Annotated in this window: 19 protein-coding genes; 11 read left to right on the top strand and 8 right to left on the bottom strand. The window is 63.1% G+C overall.

The window, feature by feature from the left end:
• The first annotated feature begins 35 nt into the window (after nt 1-35).
• Entirely contained in the window at nt 36-548 is a 513-nt protein-coding gene (locus V6M89_RS00660; RefSeq protein WP_332851345.1) for an NADPH-dependent FMN reductase, read from the top strand.
• Here the strand turns inward: V6M89_RS00660 and V6M89_RS00665 are convergent.
• Together V6M89_RS00665 and V6M89_RS00670 are read right to left on the bottom strand one after the other, a co-directional pair.
• A complete protein-coding gene (locus V6M89_RS00665) occupies nt 542-1,006 on the bottom strand; it encodes a DUF2244 domain-containing protein (RefSeq protein ID WP_332851346.1) in 465 nt (154 codons plus the stop codon). The genes V6M89_RS00660 and V6M89_RS00665 overlap by 7 nt on opposite strands.
• A gap of 63 nt (nt 1,007-1,069) precedes the next feature.
• Entirely contained in the window at nt 1,070-1,846 is a 777-nt protein-coding gene (locus V6M89_RS00670) for a class I SAM-dependent methyltransferase (protein ID WP_332851347.1), read from the bottom strand.
• Nucleotides 1,847-1,936: 90 nt separating this feature from the next.
• On the opposite strand from V6M89_RS00670, the gene V6M89_RS00675 reads away from it, so the two are divergent.
• From V6M89_RS00675 to lpxC, 6 genes are all read left to right on the top strand, one after another.
• Nucleotides 1,937-2,713 (top strand): helix-turn-helix transcriptional regulator, encoded by a 777-nt coding sequence (locus V6M89_RS00675; RefSeq protein WP_332851348.1) that lies wholly within the window; start codon nt 1,937-1,939, stop codon nt 2,711-2,713.
• Between the two features lie 108 nt (nt 2,714-2,821).
• The gene (locus V6M89_RS00680; RefSeq protein WP_332851349.1) at nt 2,822-3,367 is read left to right on the top strand and encodes a DUF2867 domain-containing protein; all 546 of its coding nucleotides are present in this window, start codon (nt 2,822-2,824) and stop codon (nt 3,365-3,367) included.
• 41 nt (nt 3,368-3,408) lie between these two features.
• Nucleotides 3,409-3,837 (top strand): VOC family protein, encoded by a 429-nt coding sequence (locus V6M89_RS00685; RefSeq protein ID WP_332851350.1) that lies wholly within the window; start codon nt 3,409-3,411, stop codon nt 3,835-3,837.
• 9 nt (nt 3,838-3,846) lie between these two features.
• Nucleotides 3,847-4,314: a hypothetical protein gene (locus V6M89_RS00690; RefSeq protein WP_332851351.1), complete on the top strand. Its 468-nt coding sequence runs from the start codon at nt 3,847-3,849 to the stop codon at nt 4,312-4,314.
• Nucleotides 4,315-4,494: 180 nt separating this feature from the next.
• The gene (locus tag V6M89_RS00695; RefSeq protein WP_332851352.1) at nt 4,495-5,337 is read left to right on the top strand and encodes a DMT family transporter; all 843 of its coding nucleotides are present in this window, start codon (nt 4,495-4,497) and stop codon (nt 5,335-5,337) included.
• 54 nt (nt 5,338-5,391) lie between these two features.
• Nucleotides 5,392-6,327 (top strand): UDP-3-O-acyl-N-acetylglucosamine deacetylase, encoded by a 936-nt coding sequence (gene lpxC, locus V6M89_RS00700; protein WP_026335041.1) that lies wholly within the window; start codon nt 5,392-5,394, stop codon nt 6,325-6,327.
• A 61-nt stretch (nt 6,328-6,388) separates the two neighbouring features.
• On the opposite strand, the gene V6M89_RS00705 is transcribed toward lpxC, so the two are convergent.
• Complete coding sequence (locus V6M89_RS00705; protein ID WP_332851353.1) at nt 6,389-6,868, bottom strand: DciA family protein; 480 nt, start codon at nt 6,866-6,868, stop codon at nt 6,389-6,391.
• A 223-nt stretch (nt 6,869-7,091) separates the two neighbouring features.
• Here V6M89_RS00705 and secA point away from each other — a divergent pair, with 223 nt between their 5' ends.
• Nucleotides 7,092-9,878: a preprotein translocase subunit SecA gene (gene secA, locus V6M89_RS00710; RefSeq protein ID WP_332851354.1), complete on the top strand. Its 2,787-nt coding sequence runs from the start codon at nt 7,092-7,094 to the stop codon at nt 9,876-9,878.
• A 65-nt stretch (nt 9,879-9,943) separates the two neighbouring features.
• Here the strand turns inward: secA and V6M89_RS00715 are convergent, their stop codons facing one another.
• Entirely contained in the window at nt 9,944-10,690 is a 747-nt protein-coding gene (locus tag V6M89_RS00715) for an NYN domain-containing protein (protein WP_332851355.1), read from the bottom strand.
• A gap of 425 nt (nt 10,691-11,115) precedes the next feature.
• Complete coding sequence (locus V6M89_RS00720; RefSeq protein WP_332851356.1) at nt 11,116-13,200, bottom strand: TonB-dependent receptor plug domain-containing protein; 2,085 nt, start codon at nt 13,198-13,200, stop codon at nt 11,116-11,118.
• Between the two features lie 145 nt (nt 13,201-13,345).
• On the opposite strand from V6M89_RS00720, the gene V6M89_RS00725 reads away from it, so the two are divergent.
• Nucleotides 13,346-14,458, top strand: coding sequence for a sensor histidine kinase (locus tag V6M89_RS00725; RefSeq protein WP_332851357.1), 1,113 nt, complete (start codon nt 13,346-13,348; stop codon nt 14,456-14,458).
• Nucleotides 14,459-14,463: 5 nt separating this feature from the next.
• Nucleotides 14,464-15,231 carry a LytR/AlgR family response regulator transcription factor gene (locus tag V6M89_RS00730; protein ID WP_332851358.1) on the top strand — a complete coding sequence of 256 codons (768 nt, stop codon included), beginning with the start codon at nt 14,464-14,466 and terminating at the stop codon, nt 15,229-15,231.
• On the opposite strand, the gene V6M89_RS00735 is transcribed toward V6M89_RS00730, so the two are convergent.
• From V6M89_RS00735 to V6M89_RS00745, 3 genes are all read right to left on the bottom strand, one after another.
• Entirely contained in the window at nt 15,228-17,231 is a 2,004-nt protein-coding gene (locus tag V6M89_RS00735) for a sensor histidine kinase (protein ID WP_332851359.1), read from the bottom strand. The genes V6M89_RS00730 and V6M89_RS00735 overlap by 4 nt on opposite strands.
• Nucleotides 17,232-17,305: 74 nt before the next feature.
• Nucleotides 17,306-17,707 (bottom strand): hypothetical protein, encoded by a 402-nt coding sequence (locus V6M89_RS00740; protein ID WP_332851360.1) that lies wholly within the window; start codon nt 17,705-17,707, stop codon nt 17,306-17,308.
• A 15-nt stretch (nt 17,708-17,722) separates the two neighbouring features.
• Entirely contained in the window at nt 17,723-18,937 is a 1,215-nt protein-coding gene (locus tag V6M89_RS00745) for a porin (protein WP_332851361.1), read from the bottom strand.
• A 357-nt stretch (nt 18,938-19,294) separates the two neighbouring features.
• On the opposite strand from V6M89_RS00745, the gene argJ reads away from it, so the two are divergent.
• Nucleotides 19,295-20,533 carry a bifunctional glutamate N-acetyltransferase/amino-acid acetyltransferase ArgJ gene (gene argJ / locus V6M89_RS00750; RefSeq protein ID WP_332851362.1) on the top strand — a complete coding sequence of 413 codons (1,239 nt, stop codon included), beginning with the start codon at nt 19,295-19,297 and terminating at the stop codon, nt 20,531-20,533.
• Nucleotide 20,534 lies beyond the last annotated feature (1 nt).

Below are 20,534 nucleotides of genomic sequence, written 5' to 3' on the forward strand. Positions count from 1 at the left end.
GCGCCTCGGCGCCGTTTTTGTCTTATCGCGAAGCAATGAAAATTCTAGCCATCTCCGGCAGTCTGCGGGCTGCATCCATTAACTCGATGCTGTTGCGTGTGATGGCCGATGTGGCGCCGCCTGGCATCGAGGTGCAGCTGTATCAGGACCTGGGCCAGCTGCCACTGTTTAACCCGGATATCGCCGAGCCGTCACCGATAGTCGCCGCGCTGCGTGAAGCTTTGCTGGCCGCCGATGCGGTGGTGATCGCCAGCCCGGAATACGCGCACGGCGTGACCGGCGCCATCAAGAACGGCCTCGATTGGATGGTTGGCAACGAGTCCTTCATCGACAAGCCGGTGGCGCTGCTGAACGCCTCGCCGCGCGCCACCCATGCCTACGCCTCGCTGCGTGAAACCATCACCGTGATGTCGGCCCGCGTGGTCGAAGCGGCGTCGATCACCCTGCCGCTGCTGGGCGCCAACCTGAGCAAAGAGGCGATGCGCGCCGATCCGCAAATCTGCGGCATGCTGCGCGCGGCCTTGCTGGCCTTGAAGGCGGATCAGTAACCCTGCACGCGCAGGCAGACGGCCAGTTCATCGGCCAGCCGGCGCCGCTGGGCCGCGCCGATAAAGCGGCCGAGTTCCACCTGCTCGCCGCAGTCCTCTAGATGGATCAGATCGCTGTCGCGCCGTGGCGGCAGCAGTCGGGTGGTGCGTGGATGCAGTCGAAGCTCGCTGCGCTTGCGTCCCCGGCATTGCTCCACCACGATGGCGCCGGGGGAAATCGCAATGCGGTCGTAATCGCCCCGGTGGCGCGCGCAGTAGTGCAGGCAAGCGGCCAGCGCCGCCTGCTCCAGCGTGGCGTATACCAGCACATACCAGTAACCCTGCCACAGGAACGCCAACGCCACCAGCGCCGACGGCACGCACAGCGACGCAAACACCAGCACCAACTGGCGCTGGGTCAGTGTGCAGCGGCGTTCCAACAGCCAACTGCGCGGTTCCGATGGCACATCGCGCGGCATCGCATTCTCCCTGGACGTCCGTAAAGTATATCCCGGTTCGTCAGCGCGCCGCCGAGGTGGACGTCAATAGATATCGCCGAAATCGTGCTTGGCCTTGAACAAGGTCGAGTCGATCGAGAACGAGCAATCGGCCTGCACGGCGAAGTATTGCAGCGTCTCTTCGGGCGCGGTCGCGAACAGGCTGCGGATCGCCGTCACGCGCTCGGCCGGCGTGCGCATGCGGGCGGTCCACTCGTCGAACTTCATCTCCAGCTTCCAGTCGCCGGCGCGCTCGCAGGTGAAGCCGGCGTCCGCCAGCATCGCCAGCCATTCGGACGGCCGGTAGTCGCGCACATGCGAAGCGTCGCGCAGCAGTTCGACCGCCTGCAAGGTGGTGTCGTGCAGCGGGTTTTCCGGCGCGGTGATGTCGATCACGACCAGCACGCCACCTTTCTTCAGCACCCGCTTCACTTCGCGCAGCGCGGCCGGCACATCCAGCCAGTGATGCGCCGAGAAGCGCGTGACCACCATGCAGAACGAGGCGTCCGCAAACGGCAGGCTGGCGACGTTGCCCTGCTGCGTGGCGATGTTGTCCAGCCCCCGTTCGCTGGCGGCGCCGGCCACCACGGCCAGCATTTCCGCCGACAGGTCGAACGCCGTCACCGACTTGGCCACCGGCGCCACGGCGAAGCTGGCGTGGCCGGCGCCGCAGCCCAGGTCCAGCACCGTCGGATGCGGCCCCAGCAGGCGGGCGACCTCGCGCAGCGCGGCTAGGTCGGCGCCTTGCGCGTGGACGGTGCTGGTCAGGTAGGCGCTGGCGGTATGGCCGAACTGCTGGGCGACGACGGCTTGCTGTTTCATGTTTTTCTCCAAAAATGGGCGAGTCAGGGCAGAATAGGCGTGTTTTTATCCTGTAACAAGACAAGTACTTATCCTGGTATAAGAACTACCATGCATAGCAAACTCGGTGAATTCATCCGCTCCCATCGCGAGCGCACCCTGCCCGGCAGCGTCGGCCTGCCGGGCGGCGGACGGCGCCGCACGCCCGGCCTGCGGCGCGAAGAACTGGCGCAGTTGTGCGACGTCAGCCCGACCTGGCTGACCTGGCTGGAGCAGGGCAGGGACGTGCAGGCGTCGGGCAAGATGCTGGCGCGGCTGGCGGAAGTGCTGCGTCTGTCGGCCGCCGAGCGCGCCTACCTGTTCAGCCTGGCCGACCGGCTCGACCCGCATCACGACGAAGACGGTGGCAGCGCGGAAGAGGCGCTGGACGCGATTGTCGCGGCCATCGATGCGCCGGCCTACATCCTGGACCGGCAATGGGATGCGGTGGCGTGGAACCCGCAGGCGGCGCAGCTGTTTGCCGGCTGGCTGCCGCCGCACCCGCAGGCACGGTCGCGGCCCAATCTGCTGCGCTACATGTTCGTCAGTGCCGCCGCGCGCGAGCTGATCGTCGACTGGCCGGAGCGTGCCCGACGGCTGGTGGCCGAGTTCCGCGCCGACATCGGCCGCCATGCCAGCGAGCAAGCGCTGGCCGGGCTGATCGCCGAACTGTCCGACGCCAGCGCGAGCTTCGCCGAACTGTGGACCTTGCAGGACGTGGTCGGCAGGGAAGGTGGCCTGCGCCGCTTCCGCCATCCGCTGCGAGGCGATCTGGACCTCAATCAAGTGACGCTGCATCTGGCCAAGCGGCACGACCTGAAGCTGGTGATGCTGCTGTCGCAAACGTGATTGGACAGCTGCGTGAAGTGTCCGGTTTTTGATGTTATAGTTCCTGCAATATTCTGACGTTCCGCCCATGGGGCGTCCCTTTGCGCTTCAGATTTTAGGAAGGCTCACATGCCGATCGAACTCAGCTTTGCAACACCGGTTGCGCTTCCCGCGCAGTCCAGCATCACCCACCTCTACCAGTCGGTCAACCTGGCCGACGCATTTGCAATCAGGCTGCCGTCCGGCGCCTCCGATGATCCGGATCTGCTGGCCCGGTTCATCTTTGCGCACCAGCCTGCATGGATCGGGAAACTCCTCAATCTTCGCGATCTGATCGTTGCCGGCTTTGGTCTGAAGACGGCCAGGCATCTGGCCACGCTGGCGCAGGATGCGAAGGCTGAACGGCTAGGTATCTTCAAGGTCTACCGCACCAGCGCAACCGAGGTTGTGGTGGGGGAGGACGACACGCATCTTGATTTCCGCTTATCGATCCTGTGCAGCGGCGGGCCGGAGGCCGACAGCGGGCGTGAACTGACCCTCTCGACGGTGGTCCATTGCCATAATCTGCTGGGGCGGGTCTACATATTTTTCATCGCCCCCTTTCATCGCATGGTGGTCAAGGCCAGCCTGCGCCGCGCTGCGCATATCGGCTGGCCTGTGAGAGGAGCACGGTAATGGCGATGCGAACAATAGCGGTGCTATGCATGGGAGTTCTGATGACGGTTGCCCGGGGCAACGCAGCCGCTGCCGAACCAGCGGGGCACATCACCGGTGTGGGCGGTGTGTTCTTCAAGGCCAAGGACCCGAAGGCGCTGGCGGCCTGGTATCGCGATGTGCTGGGCATGCCGCTGGAAGTGTGGGGCGGCGCCAAGCTGCGCTACGACGCGCCCCAGCATCCACCGGCGCTGATCTGGAGTACGTTCCCGGCCTCGACGAAATACTTCGCGCCATCGACCAGCGAGTTCATGATCAACTACGCGGTCGACGACATGGACGCCTTCCTCGCGCGGCTGGAAGCGAAAGGCGTCGCCATCCTGAAGCGCACCGACGACGACCCGAACGGCCGCTTCGCATGGATACTCGATTTGGAAGGGAATAAGATCGAACTCTGGGAACCGAAACGCGCGGCACCCGTTACACCTTAGTACTGCGTGATGATGAAACCTCTGATCGCACTGTTACTGGCTGCCGTATCGAGCTCGACGCTGGCTTGCCGGGCGCCCACGCCGGACAGCCTGCGTGCCGCATGGATCACCGTGCGTGCGGCGGCGCTGCAGGACGAGCCGGGCACGTCGGCGCGGCTGTATAAATTTCCCTTACTGCTGCTGTCTCCGTTTGACGGCGACCGGCCGCTGCGCGTAACCAAGGCCGCCTTCAACGACAACTACGGCGATCTGTTCGGCGCGGAGATGCAGTTCCGCCAGGAGTTGAAGAAAACCAAGGACAGTCAGTACATCGAAAAGTTCGATATCGACGACAAGACCTGCCAGCTCAAATGGCCGGTCCGCGTCTACGACTACAACTTCATCTACGACCAGAAGGCCGGGTGGCTGGTGAAGTCGTTGTATGCGCCGGAAGCCTACGGACTCTACAAGGACGGCGTCACCGACGGCATACGCTGAGTCGGTGCAGCCTTCTGCAAGGAAAACATCCCCTTGCTATAATCAGGGCGACCGGACTCTGCCCGGTCCTGGCTCCGGACGTCGCCATGATGACGTTCCCAGTGGTCCGCACGGACCTGCCGCAAGGAGCTTCCCCTGTCCACCGCTACCCGCTCGGAAAACCTGCGCAGCATCTACGCGATGCTGGCCGCGGTCGCCATGTTCTCGTTCATGGACACCACCATGAAGGTGCTGTCCTCCCACTATCCCGCCACGCAAGTGACCGCCATGCGCGCGCTCAGTTCGCTGCCGCTGCTGTGCGGCTACATGCTGTATCGCGGCGCCTTCCGCGGCATCTTCCAGGTGCGCTGGGGCATGCACGTGTTCCGCAGCCTGCTCGGCATCGCGATGCTGACCTCGTTCGCTTACGGCCTCAAGGCGCTGTCGCTGGCCGAGGCGTATTCGATCTTCTTCATCGCGCCGTCGCTGATCACCGCGTTGTCGGTGTTCGTGCTGAAAGAGAAGGTCGGCGCCGGCCAGTGGGTCGCCATCGTGGTCGGCCTGCTCGGCGTGCTGGTGGTGCTGCGTCCCGAAGGTACGGGCTTTTTGACCCTGGGCGGGCTGGCGCTGCTGGGTTCGGCCGCCTGCTATGCGATGGCCGCGATCACCAGCCGCGTGCTGGCCCGCACCGACAGCAACGAGTCGATGATGTTCTGGTACCTGCTGCTGATGGCGGCCGGCGGCCTGGCGATGTCGGCCAGCCACTGGGTGCCGGTGCGCGCCGAAGACGGCTGGGTGCTGCTGGCGCTGGCGCTGAGCGGCTTCCTCGGCCAGCTGGCGATCACGCGCGCCTTCAGCTCCGGCAAGGCCTCGGTGGTGGCGCCGTTCGAATATTCGGCGCTGGCCTGGGGCGTGGCGATCGACTGGTTGCTGTGGCATACGCTGCCCGACGGCTACACGCTGCTCGGCGCCGGCATCATCATCGCCAGCGGCATCTACCTGGTGCGGCGCGAATCGGTCCACGCGGAAGCCGAGCATCCTTAACGATGGGAAACTCCGCCGACAGCGCGGCGGACCCAACTTCGCTATAATCGTCGGATGTTAAAACAACGCACTATCAAAGAACTGGTCCGCACCACGGGTGTCGGACTGCACTCCGGCACCAAGGTCGAGCTGACCCTGCGCCCGGCCGCGCCGGACACCGGCATCGTGTTCCGCCGCGTCGACCTGAGCCCGGTGGTGGAGTTCCCGGCCAGCGCGATGGCGGTGGGCGACACCCGCATGGCTTCCGTGCTGGTCAAGGACGGCGCCCGCGTCTCGACCGTCGAGCACCTGATGTCGGCCTGCGCCGGCCTCGGCCTGGACAATCTGTACATCGAAGTCAGCGCCGAAGAAATCCCCATCATGGACGGTTCGGCCTCGTCGTTCGTGTATTTATTGCAACAGGCTGGCGTGCAGGAGCAGCCGGTCGCGAAGAAATTCATCCGTGTGCTGAAGCCGGTGGAAATCCGCGAGGGCACGGGCGACAAGGAAAAATGGGCCCGTTTGACGCCGTACAACGGCTTCAAGTTGGACTTCTTCATCGAATTCAACCATCCGGCGGTCGATGGCACCCAGCAGCGCGCCCATGTGGACTTCGGCGACGTCTCCTACGTGCACGACGTGGCCCGCGCGCGCACTTTCGGCTTCATGCAGGACGTGGAAATGCTGCGCGGCATAGGCCTGGCGCGCGGTGGATCGCTGGAAAACGCGATCGTGATGGACGAGTACCGTATTCTCAACTCGGACGGGCTGCGCTATGACGACGAGTTCGTGCGCCACAAGATCCTGGACGCCATCGGCGACCTGTATTTGGTCGGCCACCCACTGCTGGCCAGTTACGAGGCGCACAAATCCGGCCACGCGCTGAACAACCAGCTGCTGCTGGAGCTGCTCAAGCATCCGGATGCCTATGAAATCGTCTCGTTCGAGACCAATGAAGTCGCGCCACCATCCTATCTGCGCCAGATGGCGCGCGAGTGGGCGCTAACTTAACCCGCTAAGGCAGGGGTCTGACCCCGCGGGGTCAGACCCCGAGCGGATCGTCGTGCGGGGTTCAGGTCGGACGCCGCTTGGCCACCATCGCCTTGAGCGCCGCGATCAGCGTGGCGTTCTGCGGGGTGGCCTCCAGCGTATCGCCCAGCTCGTCGAAGGCCGTCACGGCCGCTTCCGTCAGCGACAGCGAGCGCATCTGCTCCTTGATCTCGGCCGGTTTGGTCATCAGCACCTTCAATTTCACGCCGTGCACCTGCCAGCCGCGCTGCGCCAGCGTGTCCTGCAGCTTGGGCAGTTGCTGCTTGAGCTTGGCCGCCAGCGCCGCATTCGGCAGCGATAAAATCAGCTGACCATCCTCAAAAGCCAGGATTTCGCAGTACTTGAACATGGCCGGCAGGGCCGCCGCACAGTCTTTTTGCAACGAGGCCATGCGCTGGATGGCCGGCAGCAGGGCGGCCATTTTGTCGTCGCGACGCAGGAAATCGGTCGCCCCGACGGGAGTGTGGCGTTTGATAGAGACGTTGGAAGAGTTGAATCGCATGTGCAGCAACATATCACAGCGGCAAAAATACGTCACCACCGGTTAAAATAGCTTAATTTTGTGACATTGTTCACTGTTGGGCTATTGTTAAACCGGTCAATAACCCAATGTAGGCGCGGACGCATGATAAAATCACCGTCTTTTGCCATAGTCGAACTCCGTGCGGTAAGGCGTTTTTCCCCTACAGAGCTTTTTTTAACGGCGTTTTTTCAAGAATTCAAGCATGTCATTACTGACCCAGATTTTCGGTAGCCGCAACCAGCGGCTGCTCAAGCAATACCAAAAAACGGTACGCGAGATCAATGCGCTCGAGCCGGCGATGGAAAAACTGTCCGACGCCGAGTTGCAAGCGAAGACGCCTGCATTCAAGGAACGCATCGCCAATGGCGAATCGCTCGACGCGATCCTGCCCGAGGCGTTTGCCGTCTGCCGCGAAGCGAGCAAGCGCGTCTTCAAGATGCGCCACTTCGACGTGCAGCTGATCGGCGGCATGGTTCTGCACTACGGCAAGATCGCCGAAATGGGCACCGGCGAGGGCAAAACCCTGACCGCGACCCTGCCGGCCTATCTGAACGCGCTGTCGGGCAAGGGCGTGCACATCGTCACCGTCAATGATTACCTGGCGCAGCGCGACGCGGAAACCATGGCCAAGCTGTACAGCTGGCTGGGCCTGACGACCGGTATCAACCTGTCGCAGATGGAGCATGCCACCAAGCAGGCGGCCTACGCGTCCGACATCACCTACGGCACCAACAACGAATTCGGTTTCGACTACCTGCGCGACAACATGGTGTTCGAAGCCCGCGACCGCGTGCAGCGCGTGCTGAACTTCGGCATCGTCGATGAAGTCGACTCGATCCTGATCGACGAAGCCCGCACTCCGCTGATCATTTCCGGCCAGGCCGAGAACCACACCGACCTGTACTACAAGATCAACGAGCTGCCACGCCTGCTGACCTTGCAGGTCGGCGAGGAAACACCGGACGGCAAGGGCAAGGTTGAAGTCCCTGGCGACTACACCAAGGACGAAAAAGCCCACCAGGTGCTGCTGACCGAAGCCGGTCACGAAAAAGCCGAAGCGATCCTGACCAAAATGGGTCTGCTGCCGGAAGGCGCGTCGCTGTACGACTCGGCCAACATCACGCTGGTGCACCACCTGTACGCGGCGCTGCGCGCGCACGCGCTGTACTTCAAGGATCAGCACTACGTGGTGCAGAACAATGAAGTGGTGATCGTCGATGAATTCACCGGCCGTCTGATGACGGGCCGCCGCTGGTCCGACGGCCTGCACCAGGCAGTCGAAGCGAAAGAGGGCGTGAAGATCCAGAACGAGAACCAGACCCTGGCCTCGATCACCTTCCAGAACTACTTCCGCATGTACGCCAAGCTGGCCGGCATGACCGGTACCGCCGATACCGAAGCTTACGAATTCCAGGAAATCTACGGCCTCGAAACCGTGGTGATCCCGCCTAACCGTCCTTCGCAGCGCAAGGACCGTCAGGACCAGGTCTACAAATCGTCGGCCGAGAAGTACAACGCCATGATGCTGGAAATCCGCGAATGCTACGACCGCGGCCAACCGGTGCTGGTCGGTACCACCTCGATCGAAAACTCGGAACTGCTGTCGGGCATCCTGACCAAGGGCGGCCTGCCGCACAACGTCCTGAACGCCAAACAGCATGCCCGTGAAGCGGAAATCATCGCCCAGGCAGGTAGCCCGAAAGCGATCACCATCGCCACCAACATGGCCGGTCGCGGTACCGACATCGTCCTGGGCGGTAACGTCGAGAAGCAGATCCAGTTCGTTGAAGCCAACGCTGAACTGAGCGACGCCGATAAGGCAGCGCAATCGAAAGCACTGCGCGACGGCTGGCAGGCATTGCACGAGCAGGTGGTTGCTGCCGGCGGCCTGCATATCGTCGGCACCGAGCGTCACGAATCGCGCCGCGTGGATAATCAGCTGCGCGGCCGCGCCGCACGTCAGGGTGACCCTGGCATGTCGCGCTTCTTCCTGTCGCTGGACGACCAGTTGCTGCGCATCTTCGCGGGCGACCGCGTGCGCGCCATCATGGACCGCCTGAAGATGCCGGAAGGCGAACCTATCGAAGCGGGCATCGTCTCGCGTTCGATCGAGTCCGCACAGCGCAAGGTCGAGGCACGCAACTTCGATATCCGTAAGCAGCTGCTGGAATACGACGACGTCGCCAACGACCAGCGCAAAGTGATCTACCAGCAGCGTAACGAGCTGCTGGAAGCGACCGACATCTCGGAACTGATCCAGTCCCTGCGCCACGGCGCCTTCACCGACCTGGTGCGCGAATACGTGCCGGCGGAATCGGTCGAAGAGCAGTGGAACATCAAGGGCCTGGAAGCATCGCTGGCGGCGGAATGGCAGATCGATTTGCCGTTGCGCGCCATGCTGGAAAGCGAACAGAACCTGAACGACGATGACATCCTGGAACGCGTGCTGGCGGCAGCCGATGCGCTGTACCAGTCGAAGATCGACATCGTCGGCAAGGAATCGTTCGGCGGCTTCGAACGCAACGTGATGCTGCAAAGCGTGGACAGCCACTGGCGCGAACACCTGGCGGCGCTGGATCACCTGCGCCAGGGTATCCACCTGCGCGGTTACGCACAGAAGAACCCCAAGCAGGAATACAAGCGCGAAGCGTTCGAACTGTTCGGCCAGATGCTGGATATGATCAAGAACGAAGTGGTCAAGCTGATCATGACGGTCCGTATCCAGTCGCGCGAAGAGATCGATGCGGCCGAAGCGGCAATGCAGCAGTCGCACGTTGAAAACGTGAGCTACCAGCATGCCGACTTCAACCCGAACGCGGCGCCGGAAGAACTGCTGGCGCCAGCACCGGTACTGGGCAACCTGCCACCGGAGCTGCAAGGCCTAACCGCCGAGCAGCTGATGGAGATGGGCTTGAAGGTCGGACGCAACGACCCATGCCCATGCGGCAGCGGCAAGAAGTACAAGGCCTGCCACGGCAAGCTGGCATAAATAAAAAACCGGAGCTAGTCTCCGGTTTTTTTATCGCGTAACGAAAATTCCCCTGCTCGCGAGCATTACCAGTGCAATGGTTTTTGTATTGGTTTCTTTTTGGTTGGAACCGTAGGTGGCAGTTGAGCATCATCTAGCTGAGCGCTAGTGAGATGCACGACATTCCAGTGCGAATATTTTGAAAGTGAACCACTTGTTCGCCTGCGTATGTTTGTCCCTGGGACAGGCGGATGAACTGGCGTCACCAGCCCAATCATTATTTCTTCAAAGTCCGCTCTAACAGCCGCCAATACCGGCTCGGCATCGCTGTCATTCGACATTAAAATCATACGATTACACCGCCCTCTGGCAGCATCCCTGTACATGCGGATCGCAAGGTTGACGTCCGTCTTCTTCTCTTCCAGTTTCCATACCCGCACGCGGTTGGTTCGGTCGTAAGGTTGTCCCTCAATAAATACCGGCAGTAAAGCACCGTCTTTGTCGTATGCATGGCTGCCCAAGACGATTTCAAAGCGATCGCCATAAATCGCCTTCAATGCTCGATGGTATGCGGACTGAGCTGCTACGGAAGCCGTTCCGTGTGTGGCGAACGCTGGTGCAGTGAAAAAAATGACCTTCTCCAGAGTTTCGTTCTGGTCTCGTTGCACGAGTAATGCTTCGAAGAGCTTCACGATATCAAGCCATTTGAATCGTGTGCCGCGTAAGCGTCCATAGTAAAGGTTATAGCCATCGACGTAGGCTACAGTTCTCCCGCTTGGCGCTTTGTTTGTACACACCAGCTTGCTCGCTTTGGATGTGAAAAAGCCGCCCATGAGAGCGGCTCTTCCGTCCCTAGTAAGAGCCAACTTAATGACACTACAAGGGATGAGTGGTAGATCAATGCTAAACCGGATTAACTAGCTTGTCAATTATGTGCGCTATCGTGTAGTGGTTCAGTTTGATTCGGTGTCAGGTATGATTTTTTTGTGCCGTTTCTGCCATCCGCAAGACTTCGATCAAATCCTGCAATCCCCGTCCCCGCCCCCGTCGCTGGAGTTGCGCGTTGAGACTCGTGGATGCGGCAGACGTTGTGGTACATGATGTTAGCCGTCAATGGCCAACTGGATGCCTAAATTATGGCTCAGGAGTGTCTACAGTGGTCGTGGCGATTCAGAATACGTCTAAAGGTGTGCATGCACACCTTTAAGTTACAAGCTGGTTTTCAAACTGAACCACTACCGGCTGCCGAGCAAGGTGCTCAAAGCTGGCGCTCGTAGATGGCGCGGATGCCGGCGCGGGTGGGTGTGCCGGAGGTGCGCGCTGTGCTGGCGTTGCCTTCGGCGTAGAACTGGCCGAGCAGCTGGTCCTGGTGCAGGACATTCAGCAGCGACAGGCGCAGTCGTGATTTGCTGTCGAACTTCCACAGCGCGTAGGCGTCCAGGGTGCGCGTTACGCCGCTGTAGCTGGCCAGCTTTTCGCTGACGCGAACCATGCCGCCGGTCTGTAGTCCTGCATTGAAGCCCAGCGTCAGCGCGCCGGCGGGGCGGTAGTCGAAGCCTGCGTTGGCGCTGAAAGGGATTTGCGCGCTGAGGCGATTGTCCGGTCCAGGCACCGCGTCCAGCCGCGACCAGTTGCGCGATGCGTTGATGCGCACGTCGGCCGGCCACGCGCTGAGCGGGAATTTGGCGTCGAACTCGATGCCGGCCACCTTGGCCTTGCCGCCGTTGAACGGCGTCGTCACCCACGAGCCGTTTTGTTCGAACAGGCGCTGCACCGTCACGTCGCGGATGCGCCGCGCGTAGGCCGACACGCTCAGCGAGCCTTCTTTTCCGAAGTACGATTCATACGCCGCGTCCAGTCCCCACGCCAGTTCCGGCCGCAGGTCGGGATTGCCCTGCACGTCCGGGTTGGTGGGGCCGTTGTCGTTGTTGATGGTGTAGCGGCGCGGCAGCAGGTCGCGGGTTGGCGGCGCCTTGTAGGTGCGGGCAAGGGCCAGCCGCACCTGGTCGCGCTCCTGGTTCGGCAGCTTCCACATCATCTGCGCCACCGGACTGAAAACGCTGGAGCGGTTTTGCACGGCAGTCAGCAGGGCGCCGTCGGTGCGGGTGTCCAGTGCCTCCCAGCGCAGGCCGAGATAGGCTTGCAGGCGAGGCGTCACGTCCCATTCGTCCTGGGCGAAGAGGGCGATGCGGCGCACACGCGCCTCGTACTCTTGCAGCAGCCGGCCCAGCGCCGCGCCACTGGCCGAGCTGTCGTCCTGGCGACGCATCTCGTTGCGGCGCGTGTCGGCGCCGTCCCAGCCGATGGCGAGGCTGTGTGCTGCGCGCAGGCGGGTCAGGTATTTGCCGCTGGTGGTGATGCTGTCGTCGTCGGCGCTCGATGTGACTGCACGTGTGAACAGTGGCGTACCATCCGCGCTGGCGCCGCGGAAGGCGTAGTCGGTGTTGCGGTGGTTGTAGTCGAAGCCCAGCTTGACGCTCAGCTTGCCGTCCGTGCCGGCCGCGTGCGTCCATGTCACGCCGCTGCGCAGGAAGGCCGTGTGAGACAGCGCGCGCCAATCGCTGTTCGGGTAGGTGGTCGATGCGCCGTAGATGCTGGTTTCGCGGGAGTCCCCGTGGCCGTTGGTGCGGTACAGGTCCAGCAGGTTTTGCCATGCCAGCGTGTCGCCGTTTGCCAGAGTCCAGTTCAGGCGCGGCGCCAGATTCAGCTTGGTCTGGTGCGATGTGCTCAGTTCCGCGAAGGTGCGCAGCGCCGCCGGTTCTTCCACACGTTCGGTGGTGGTCGGCGTGTTGCGGAAACCCGTGTCGCTCAGCGTGCCGGCCAGGCCGTACGAAAGAGCGCCGTCGCGGTCGGCGACCTGCATCGTGGCGGAAGGGCCGGTCACGCCTTGCAGGTTTTCGATGCCCAGCTTCAGGTCTCGCTGCGCGCGGCTGCCTTTGCGCAGGATGACGTTGATGCTGCCCGCCATGGCCTGCGCGCTGTATTCGGCCGACGCGGTGCGCAGTATCTCGACGCGCTCTATCAGTTCGGGCGAGATGGCGTCGATGGACATGCCCTGCGGCGCGGGCTCGCCGTTGATCAGCAACTGCGTATAGCCTGCGCCCAGGCCGCGCATGCGCACCTCGCCGCCGGCCACCGAGATGCCGGGCTGGCGCTTGAGCAGGGCGGATAGCGTGGTGTCGCCATACAGGTCGATGTCCGCGCGGCCGACGACGATCCTGGCCGCCGTATCGTTGCGGCGCAGGGCCTGGGCGGCGGAACCGGTGATGTCAACCCGCTGCATGTCGGTGGCTTCCTGCGCGTTCGCGCTCGCCGCAAGGCAGAGCAGTAAAAGAGGCTTCATGAGGTATGCGTAAAGTTAATCCGGCGCAGAGTATCGCGCCGGACCGGCCGCGTCAGACCGCCTTTGTGACGAGCGCCCGGATTGCCGTGACGATGTCCAGCCGCCACGCATTTTGGCTGCCTGTGCGGCTGATATACTCGCCGCCATGGATCAACCTTCCCTCACATGGCGCGAAGTGCGCAACACCTTGCTGGTCAATCTACTGGTGTGGGGCCTGCTGTGCGCGGTCGGCGCGGCCAGCGTCTACAGCGACGTGCTGCGCGAAGGCGGCAATCGTAGCTATGGCCGCGTGATGCTGAATTGGGACCTGAATCACGTGCTGATGATGACGCTCAGTTTCGGTCTGTACCTGGTCTTCCGGCGTCGGCCCGAATTGATTGGCAGCGCCCGCGCCATCGCGCGCTGCTACGCGATGGTGGTGTTCATCTTCCTGCCGCTACAGCTGGTTTACATGGCGATGCTGGACGCGGTGCGCGCCGACGGGGTGCTGGACCTGGCCCATGCCTGGCGCCTGTTCCTGTCGCCGCACGGTTTTAATGTGTTCCTCGAATTCGCCTGGTCGACCGGTACCTACACGGCCGTCACCGCGATTTGCATCTGGCGCCGCAGCCAGGCGCGGGACAAGGCTTGGCAGCAGGCGCTGACCGACAACCTGCATCTGAATTTGGAGCTGGAACGCCAGCGCATGCTGGCCTTGCGCGCGCAGCTGGAGCCGCATTTCATCTTCAATGCCCTGAACGCGATCAGCGCGCTGGTGCGCACCAGCGACGGCGACCTCGCGCTGAACGGCATCAACCGCCTGAGCGATCTGCTGCGCTACGCGCTGACGGCCAGCGGCCGCGATTGGGTCAGCGTCGACGAGGAGCTGGCTTTCGTCGGCGACTATCTCGCCTTGCAGCGCCTGCGCTACCGGGCGCGTTTGCAAGTGCAGATGGATATCGGCGACGTCCATGGCGGCGAATGTCCGCCGCTGCTGCTGCAACCGTTGATCGAAAACGCCTTGCGTCACGACCTGGATTGTCACGAAGAGGACAGCGATATCCGCATCCACCTGCACCTCGAAGGAGCGCAACTGCACATCCGCATCAGCAATCCGGTCACGGCGGACGCGTCGCCGAATCCGGGACTCGGCATGGGGCTGGCCAACACGCGGGCGCGTCTGCAGCTGGCCTATCGCGGCGAGGCGTCGCTGGACAGCGCCTTGCACAACGGCCGCTTCGAAGTGGCGATCCGCATGCCTTTGTACCCGAAGGAGTGACGACGATGCGTGTCCTGCTGGTCGATGACGAAGAACCGGGGCGCATCAACTTGCGCTATGCGCTGGCGCGGCACCCGCAGTGGGAGGTGGCCGGCGAATGCGCCAGCGCCGCCGCCGCCCGCGAGCTGCTGGCACGGCAGGAGGTGGACCTGGTGTTCCTTGATGTGCAGATGCCGAAGGAATCCGGCATCGACCTCGCGCGCAGTCTGAGCGCGATGGCGGAGCCGCCGCTGATCGTGTTCGTCACCGCGTACAACGTCTACGCGATCGAGGCCTTCGAAGTGCATGCGCTGGACTACCTGCTCAAGCCTTTCGACGACGCCCGCCTGGCGCAGACGCTGGAGCGAGCGGCGGCGATGCTGGCGCAGCGCCAGCTGGCCGGTTTCGCGCCGGCCCTGCGCGCCTACGTCGCCGCCCAGCCGCCGGCCGCGCCGGCAGGCTACTGGCATCAGGTCAGCGTGCGTTCGATCGGACGCATCGAGTGCATACGGCTTGAGGACGTGCAGTGGCTGGAGGCGGACGGCAACTACGTCAAGCTGCACCTGGAGAAGCGCTGTGTGTTGTACCGCATGCCGCTCAGCCGACTTGAAGAACACCTGGACCCGGCGCGTTTCGTCCGCGTGCACCGCCGCGCCATCGTCGGTGCGGAGCAGTTTTCCTCGATGTCCGTGGTCGGCGACGGCAGCTACCTGCTGGCGCTGCGCTGCGGCGATACGGTGGCCGTCAGCGAGCGCCACGTGGAAGCGGCGCGCGCCCGCCTGGGGGCAGGTTAACGGGCCGCGTCCTTCTGCGGCGCGGAGTACGGCAGCAGCATGCGTACCGCCGTGCCCACGTCGGGCGCGGAATCGATGGTGATGCGTCCACCCAGCACGCCAGTGACGATGTTGTAGACGATGTTCATCCCCAGCCCCGTTCCGCCCTGGCCCATCTTGGTGGTGAAGAAGGGATCGAACACGCGCCGCAGCACATCGTCCGGCATGCCGACGCCGTCGTCGCTGAACATCAGCTCGACGATGTCGTCGTCCACCGCTTCCGCGCGCACGGTGATGGTACCGCCCTTGCGCTGGTCGAAGGCGTGGTTGAGCGTGTTGTTGACGAGGTTATTCAGCACCTGGTACAAGGCGCCGGGATAGGAGTCGAAGCTCAGTCGTTCCGGGATCTGCAGCACCACCTCGCACTCGGCGCGGCGCAGGCGCGGCATGTAGGTGGCCATGGTGTCGTGCACCGCAGACAGCAGGTCGAACCTGCGGCGCTGGTCGTTGGTCTGGTCGACGGCGATCTGCTTGAACGACGAGATCAGCTCCGCCGCCTTGTGCAGCGAACCGGAAATCAGCTGGCTGGCCAGGCGCACTTCCTCCAGGTGCGCGGTCAGCTCCGAGCGCCGCAGCGCGCCGGCCGCCACGTGCAGGTCGAACTCCACCACGCGGTCGCGCAGCGCGGTCGATGCCAGCAGGCTGTTGCCGATCGGCGTATTGAGCTCGTGCGCGATGCCCGCCACCAGCGACCCGAGCGAGGCCATTTTCTCGGCCGCCAGCAGCTCGTCCTGGGTGTGCTGCAAAGTCTCCAGCGCCGTGCTCAGGTCGGCGTTGGCGCGTTCCAGCGCCGCCGAGCGCTCGCGCACGCGCGACTCCAGCGATACGTTCAAGTCCTTCAGTTCGCGCTTGGCGTTGAGTTCCTCGGTCAGGTCCAGCAGCGCCCAGATGATGGAGTCGTTGCCGTCCAGGGTCAGCGAGGACGACCAGATCGCCACGCTGCCCACGCTGCCATCGGGCAGCAACACGCCGGCGATGGCGCCGTGCACCGCGCCGTCGGTCTGGTACATTTTCCAGATGCGGTCGCGCTCCAGCGTGCTGGCCCAGAACGGCACTTCGTCGCTGCGCTTGCCGATCAGGTTGGCGGCGCCCGCGCCGAAGGTGTGCGTGACCGCGCGGTTGGCGGCGACGATGCGGCCGTCGCGGTCCGACACCGTCAGCGGCAGCGGCGCCATGTCGAACAGCGTCTTGAAGCGCGCCTCCGATTCCGACAGCCGCAGCTGCGATTGCTCCAGCTGCGCGATGCGTTCGCGCAGCGCCGCGCTCATGGCGTTCAGCGTGCGCGTGAAGACCGCGATCTCATCGTCGCCCTCGACCGGCAGCGCCTTGTTGTAGTCGCCCAGCGCCATTTGCTGCGATTGGTCGGTCAGCGCGTGCAGGCGGCGCCCGATGCCGTGGGTGAAGGCGTAGAACAGCACCACGCCCAGCGCCAGCCCGATCAGCGAGATCACGCCGCCTTGCAGCAGCACCTCGTCGCGCGCCTGCTTGAGGTCCTTGGTGGTGAGGCCGAAATTGATGGAGCCGACGCGGTTGTCGCGCAACAGCAGCGGCGAGCGCGCGTGCAGCATGGTGTCGTCGAGCAGGGTGCGCACGCCTTTGAAGCTGCTGCCGCCGCCTTGCCGCAGCAGCTCCGGCAACGGGCCTTTGCGCTTGCCGGCTTCGATGATGGGTTTTTCGTTTTCGTCGAGGATGACCAGGTAGCGCACGAAACTGTCGTCCGGATCGGACAGCATTTCGGTCAGGTAGTTGGTCAGTTCGGACAGGCGGCCGCGCGTGGCGTAGGGGCTGAGGGAGAGGTTGAGCGTGACCGCGTACTCGCGGGCCACGCGTTCGGCGTTGGTGCTGACGGCTTGGTTCATCAGGCGCAGGCTGTTCCAGATCAGCAGGCCAACCACCAGCGCCTGGATGACGGCGCTCAGCAGCAGAAATTTCGCGCGCAGCGATAGACTCAAAACGTACACTCCTTGTGGCGATGCCAGGAGCGCACGTACCTGCCGTCCACGCGGGACGGCAGGGTGCCAGGGCTACCTGGAGGTTAAGGCAGGGTCAGGATCACTTTGACGGTGTCGTCCACTGCCGACTTGTCAATATAACCGATCGCCTTGGGATCGGCAGCAACTGCTTTCTTCACCTCGGCGTTGTTCGGATATTCCTTCGGCGGCGTGGCTTTGCCGGTGAACACCAGCTTGGACCACAGGGCCTTGACCTGGGCCGGGTCTTTTTCCGCGACCTTCTGGTAGAAGTCGGCGCGGATGTGCGAACCTTCGGCCTGGTCGACCGGCGTGAACAGGTTGGATTTACCGAGGAAGAATTGCGATGCCTGTTCCGAGAACATGCGGGTCGCCGGGTTCTTCTGGCTGACGATGACAACGGTTTCCGCCGAGGCGCCGGCTGCGGCGAACGACGACAGCAACGCAGCGATGATCAATTTTTTCATGTTGTGGACTCCCGATTAGAAGACGAAATCGATCGCCGCGGCGACCACGGTGACGTTGTTGTTGAAGCCAGGCTTGACGAAGATCAGCGAGCCGCCCTTGGTCTTAGGCTTGGCGCGGTCGACCTGCACTTTCAGCGCCATCGATTTGGCGAAGTCCCAACGCACGCCGATCAGGTCGGACGATTGTTCCGTCGCTGGCAACAGGCCATACACGGCGGCGCCCAGTGGGCTGTTCTTCGGCAGGGTCGCAGGCGGGGTCACCGAGCTGCCGGCGTCGCGCACGGCGGCGTGGGCGTAGTAAGGCAGGACCTTGCCGACGCGGTAGCCGACCATGGTGTACCAGGCGTTGGTGTCGGGGATGTACACCGCTTCCTTGGCGCGGCGTTGCGCGTATTCGGTCTGGACCACGATGTTGTGCCAGTCCATGGTGGCGCCCAGCGAGGTGAAGGCGATCTTCTTGCCTTCGGTCAGGCCGAGGTCATTGGCCAGCTGCTTGAAGCCGAACTGGGACAAGGTCGCGGTCAGGCTGTTGATCGGACCCAGGTCGTTGGTCTTCAGGTCGGCACGGGCGTGGCCGACGCGCACCAGGAAGGGGCCGTATTCGCCGATGAAGGTGATGCCGGCGGCAGGCGCGCGGTAGGTCGCGACGGCGCCGGCGGCGGTCGGCACGAACAGCTTGCCGCGGCTGACGCCCGCGAAGGCCTGGGCGGTGAAGTTGAAGTCGCCGAAGGCGCGCTGGAAGTTGACGTCCGCGCCGTCGACGTTTTCGATCGGCGCCTGGCCGTACATTTCAATCGGAGGACGCATCATGGTGTTGGCGTAGCCGACGTTCTGGTAGTCCGAGATCAGGAAGGTCGGCACCACCACGCGGCCGACGCGCACGCTCGTTTCGTCGTTGATGCGGGCTTTCAGGAAGGCCCAGGTCAGGTCGGTGGTGAAGGTCGGGCTGGTGTTCTTGCGGGTCAGGATCTGCGCGGTGCCGGACAGCCAGTCGTTGATCCGGTAGGTCGCTTGCAGGCCCAGGTTGGTGTCGAGGCCGATCTTGGCCTTGTCGCTCACGCCTTCGGCCTGGTTGTAGCGGGCAAATTGCGCCTGGTCGGTATTGCTCTGGGCCACGCCCAGCGTGCCGAAGGCGCTGATGGTCAGGTTCTCGTCGCCCAGGGGGCCAGCTTGTGCCTGCATGGAGGCGGTGGCGGCAAGTACGGCAGCTACTAGAAGTTGCTTTTTCATGTGGTCGGTATCCTTTGATTTGTTGTCAGTTGTTTGGTGCTATGGGCGATCGTGTCGCCTTGTTTGTCTCGTGACATGCGGGGATGGGGCACTCGGGCTAGACCTTAAACTAATTTCCATACGGCATGAAATCATTTTATTTAAATTAGAACAACCGTACTAATTTGTTGTGGCTTTTAAGTTGAAAATAACGATTTCTTCAATGAATTCATGGTGTTGTATGACATCCTTCTAGTGCTTTTTGAGCAAACTTGCGGATGAATCATGCAAACCGTCAGTGACATTGATGCGATGCGCCATTTTGTCCGTCAGGTATTACAATAGCGGCTCCCACTTTCCACTCACGAGAACACTCATATGGCCGTCAATTCCCCTCTGCCCGTCGCCTCCGCACTGAAGCCTGTAGCCGGCATCGAAATCGGTTTTGCCGAAGCCGGCATCAAGAAGCCGAACCGCAAGGACGTGCTGGTGATGAAAGTGGCGCCCACCGCCACCGTGTCCGGCGTGTTCACGCTGAACCGCTTCTGCGCCGCGCCGGTGCAGATCGCCAAGGCCCACCTGGCGGCCGCCAAGGAAAGCGGCAAGCCGATCGCCGCGCTGCTGATCAACACCGGCAACGCCAACGCCGGCACCGGCGAACTGGGCCTGGCGCTGGCCAATGAGACCTGCGCCGCGCTGGCCGCGCAGCTGGGCTGCGAAGCGTCGCAGATCCTGCCGTTTTCCACCGGCGTGATCCTGGAGCCGCTGCCGGCCGCCAAAGTGATCGCCGGCCTGCCGCAAGCGGTCGCCGGCCTGAAGGCCGACAACTGGTACAGCGCCGCCGAAGCCATCATGACCACCGACACGCAGCCGAAGGCCGGCTCGCGCACCGTCACCATCGGCGGCCACAGCGTGACCATGAGCGGCATCAGCAAGGGCGCCGGCATGATCAAGCCGAACATGGCGACCATGCTGGGCTACCTGGCGCTGGACGCCAAGGTGGCGCAGCCGGTGCTGGACGTGCTGGTCAAGCAGGCGGCCGACAAGTCGTTCAACTGCATCACCATCGACGGCGACACCTCGACCAACGACTCCTTCATGCTGATCGCCACCGGCGCCGGCACGCTGGAAGTCAACTCGGTCGATACACCTGAATACGCTCAACTGGCGGCTGCCGTGACCGAACTGTCGCTGTTCCTGGCGCAGGCCATCGTGCGTGACGGCGAGGGCGCAACCAAGTTCATCACCATCACCGTGGAAGACGGCGCCAGCGTCGAAGAGTGCCGCAAGATCGCCTACTCGATCGGCCACTCGCCGCTGGTCAAGACCGCGTTCTTCGCTTCCGACCCTAACCTGGGCCGCATCCTGGCCGCCATCGGCTATGCCGGCGTCGACGACCTCGATGTCAGCAAACTGAATCTGTACCTGGACGACGTGTGGGTGGCCAAGAACGGCGGCCGCAATCCGGACTACAAGGAAGAAGACGGCCAGCGCGTGATGAAGCAGAGCGAGATCCTGGTACGCGTCAAGCTGGCGCGCGGCGCGGCTGCGGCCACCGTCTACACCTGCGATCTGTCGCACGACTACGTGAGCATCAACGCCGATTACCGTTCCTAAG

The sequence above is a fragment of the Duganella sp. S19_KUP01_CR8 genome (assembly GCF_036688705.1).
Classification (GTDB): domain Bacteria; phylum Pseudomonadota; class Gammaproteobacteria; order Burkholderiales; family Burkholderiaceae_D; genus Rugamonas.